The organism is Acidimicrobiia bacterium, from assembly GCA_016650365.1.
GTDB lineage: Bacteria > Actinomycetota > Acidimicrobiia > Spongiisociales > JAENVV01 > JAENVV01.
Map to the genome: position 1 here is coordinate 1 of JAENVV010000296.1, position 3,947 is coordinate 3,947.

The following is a 3,947-nucleotide window of genomic DNA, read 5'->3' on the forward strand; positions in this document are numbered from 1 at the left end:
AAGTACTCAAACGTGGCACGATGTTTGGGGTCAGAGCCAAGAAGCTCTACGAGCTGTACCGCCGCCATGGCTCCTTGTCAGAGATCCCCGACGTCGAACGACAGTGGCTCGAACGGGATTACTTTCGAGTACCACTCGACCAGGCGTGGAGCGATACCCGCGCCTACTGGATGGATCATGACCCGTTGGAGGTCGAGCGGGCCGACCGCGATCCCAAACATCAAATGGCCCTGGTCTTCCGGTCCTATCTCGGGCAGGCCAGCCGCTGGGCCATCAATGGAATCTCTGACCGTCGCTCCGATTATCAGATCTGGTGTGGTCCGGCCATGGGGGCGTTCAACGCGTGGGCAAAAGGCAGCTTTCTCGAAGAGCCAGCCAACCGGACCGTCACCCAGGTTGCCCGAAACCTTATGGAAGGGGCCGCCGTCGTGACCCGCGCCCAGCAACTCAGAACTCTCGGGGTACCCATCCCCGCTGCCGCCTTCGATTTTCGACCACGTCCCCTTGCATGAAAGTCAACCTATGACCAATCTCGTACCTCGTGCTCCTATCGCCATTGTTGGGGTCAGTGCACTCTTTCCCGGATCGCTTGATGTCACAGGCTTCTGGCGTGACATCCTCCAAGGCAACGATCTCATGAGCGAAGTGCCCGCAACACATTGGCTGCTCGAGGATTACTACGATCCTGACCCGTCGGCGCCTGACAAGACCTATGCCAATCGGGGAGCTTTCCTGGACGAGGTGCCGTTCGATGTCATTGGCTGGGGAGTGCCGCCCAACATTCTCCCCGAAACCGACACCTCCCAACTCCTGGCGTTGATTGTCGCTCAGAAAGTACTGGATGACGCGTGTTCGCGGCACGATCAGGACAGGTCCCGGACCTCGGTCATCCTCGGCGTTACCTCAGGTCAGGAGCTGCTCGGATCGATGGTGAGTAGGCTGCAGCGGCCGGTGTGGCTCAAGGCGCTTCGAGAATCTGGTTTGCCGGAGACCGAGGCGCAAGGTATCTGCGATCGAATCTCGGGGGAGTACACCGATTGGAACGAAAGCACGTTCCCGGGGCTGCTCGGAAACGTTGTGGCCGGCAGGATTGCCAATCGCCTCAACCTTGGCGGCACGAACTGTGTCACCGATGCGGCGTGCGCTTCTACCTTCTCTGCCCTCTCCATGGGCATCAATGAGCTGCAGCTCGGTGACTCCGACATGGTGATCGCCGGAGGCGTGGACACCATGAACGACATCTTCATGTTCATGTGTTTCAGCAAGACACCGGCGCTGTCGCCCACCGGTGATTGCAGGCCCTTCTCTGATCAGGCGGACGGAACGATGTTGGGTGAAGGATTGGGCATGGTGGCAATCAAACGTCTTGCCGACGCCGAGCGTGACGGCAATCACATTTATGCTGTCATCGACGGTGTTGGGTCATCATCAGATGGGCGGTCCAAGAGTGTGTATGCACCGGTTTCAGAAGGGCAGGCGGACGCTTTGCGCCGTGCCTACGAACTGGCCGGTTACGGACCCGACACCATTGAACTCATCGAAGCGCACGGAACAGGCACAATTGCCGGTGACGCAGCCGAGATCGGTGGCCTCAAACTCGCCTTCGAGGCTTCGGGCCGCCTAGACCGCCAATGGTGTGCGATCGGTTCGGTCAAATCTCAGATTGGTCACACAAAAGCAGCCGCCGGAGCGGCGGGACTGATTAAAGCGGTGATGGCCATACACCACAAGGTACTTCCACCCACGATCAAAGTCGAACATCCGAATCCCGAACTTGAGCTGGACAGTTCTCCGTTTCACCTCGCCACTCGGGCTCGTCCTTGGGTTCGTGACGGTAACCACCCCCGGCGGGCAGCCGTGAGCTCCTTCGGGTTTGGGGGGTCCAACTTCCATGTAGCGCTGAGCGAGTACCAGGGTGACGCGACCACCGTAGCCCCACGACTGCGCTCGCTAGAAGCCGAGCTGGTCACGATCTGTGGGCCGGATCCCGAAGCCGTGATCGAGATGGCCCGCACTCACGCCGGCAACGCAACCAAAGCCGGGTACCTGCCGTGGCTAGCCAGATCCAGCCAATCAGCCTTTCAAGCCGATGCCGGGTTCCGGTTGGCGCTCGTGGCAACCGATGGCGATGACCTCGCGGGCAAACTCAATCACGCGATCGAGCGGATCGGTGCCTCTCCACGTGAGAGCTTCTCGACACCCGCCGGCGTTCACTATGGCACAGCAGCCCGATCGGGTGACCTTGCTTTCCTGTTCCCTGGCCAGGGGAGCCAGTACATCGACATGGGAGGCTCACTTGCGATGGCGTTCGAGCGGGCCATCGAACCATGGGACGCCGCCGCCGATGCAGCCGTCGTGAACGAATGGGATAGGACGCTTCACGAGGTCGTGTTCCCTCAAGACGCGTTCACCGATGCTGATCGTGCGCAACAATCGGCACGTTTGGCGGCCACTGAGTGGGCTCAGCCGGCTATTGGTACGGTGAGCCTTTCGATGCTTTCGCTTCTCGACGATCTGGGACTTGAGGCGGATTGTTTTGGCGGACACAGCTTTGGTGAGGTGACGGCGCTGGCAGCAGCCGGCGTGATCTCGCGTTCGGACTTGCTGGACGTCGCTCGGACCCGCGGCACCTTGATGCGCGACGCAGCCACCATTGGAGGTGCCATGACCGCGGTCACTGCTTCGTTGGAACAGATCCGCGAGCTGTTGGGGAAGTGGTCGACCGATGTTGTGATCGCCAACCACAACCATCCGCAACAAGTGGTTCTGTCCGGGCCGACCGATGCGGTTGGAGACGTGGAAACCAAGCTCAAGGCGGAAGGGATCAGCACGACGCGCCTTCCTGTCGCGACGGCGTTCCATTCACCCATCGTGGCCGGTGCTGCCGCCGCCTTCGGTTCCTACCTCGGCTCGGTTGACTTCTCGAAACCCGCCAAGCCGGTCTACTCCAACACAACCGGCGACCAACATGGAACCGATCCTCGACAGGTCGCAGCCGCGCTCGCAAGCCAGCTCGCTAAACCCGTCTTGTTCGTAGACATGGTCGAGTCGATGTATGCCAGTGGGGTTCGCTCGTTTGTCGAAGTTGGGCCCGGTGCCGTTCAGACCGGGCTGGTGGGACGGATTCTGGCTGACCGTCCCCATCTCGCCGTGAACCTGGATCGGAAGGGCAAACCAGGACTCGTGGGATTCCTCGAAGGCCTGGCAACGCTCGCCGCAGCCGGATATCCGTTCGAGTTCGACGCCCTTTGGGCTGGATATCGCGAGTCCGATAACCCGCTGGAACGGACGGAACCCAAGCTATCGATACCTCTCACTGGAGCGAACTACGGCAAACCGTACCCGCCGGCAGGTGGGGCCGCGGATCTGCCGAAACCCAACCCGCCGCGTCTGCCGGAACCTGCCGGCAAAGAATATGTAGTCGACCCAGATGGCGCATCGGCGTCGAATGCAGCGCCGGTACCTGCCGTCCTGCCAGTGGCACATCAGCCGGTCTCTTCTGCCGTTCCGCCGGTGGCTGGTTGGTCGGACGCAATCGAGGCGACGCAGCGCCAAACGGCTGATGCGCACGCAACCTATCTGCAAATGATGGCCGAAACGCATACGGCGTTTCTCGAAACCATGGAGCGTGGTCTCCGCTTTGGGCTGTCTGGGGGAGCTGCGATTGAGGCCGTGGCCGCAGTCCCGCCGATCGCCGCACCTGCGCCAGCCGTGGTAAAGCCTGCACCGCCCATCCCAGAGGTTGCACCGCCTGCTCCGCCAGTTGTCCCGGTGATCCAACCCAAGGTTGACGACAACACGGCGCTTTCAATCGGGTCAGTCGCCGCCAACGGCGGTGTCTCTGTTGATGATCTGTTTGATCTGATGGTGGGGGTTGTGTCGGAGAAGACGGGGTATCCGGTGGAGATGTTGGAGTTGGGGATGGATCTCGAGGGGGATCTGGGGAT

2 protein-coding genes are annotated in these 3,947 nt (G+C 61.0%); both read left to right on the top strand.

What is annotated here, in order from left to right; translation table 11 throughout:
• Positions 1–20: 20 nt before the first annotated feature.
• Positions 21–512 (top strand): hypothetical protein, encoded by a 492-nt coding sequence (locus JJE47_16600; GenBank protein ID MBK5269042.1) that lies wholly within the window; start codon positions 21–23, stop codon positions 510–512.
• A gap of 10 nt (positions 513–522) precedes the next feature.
• The coding region (locus JJE47_16605; protein MBK5269043.1) for an acyltransferase domain-containing protein at positions 523–3,947 on the top strand (3,425 nt) is incomplete at its 3' end.

What these genes read in the sequence shown, in the direction of transcription:
- JJE47_16600 (MBK5269042.1), top strand. Translation starts at nt 21, where the DNA reads ATGTTTGGGGTCAGAGCCAAGAAGCTCTACGAGCTGTACCGCCGCCAT.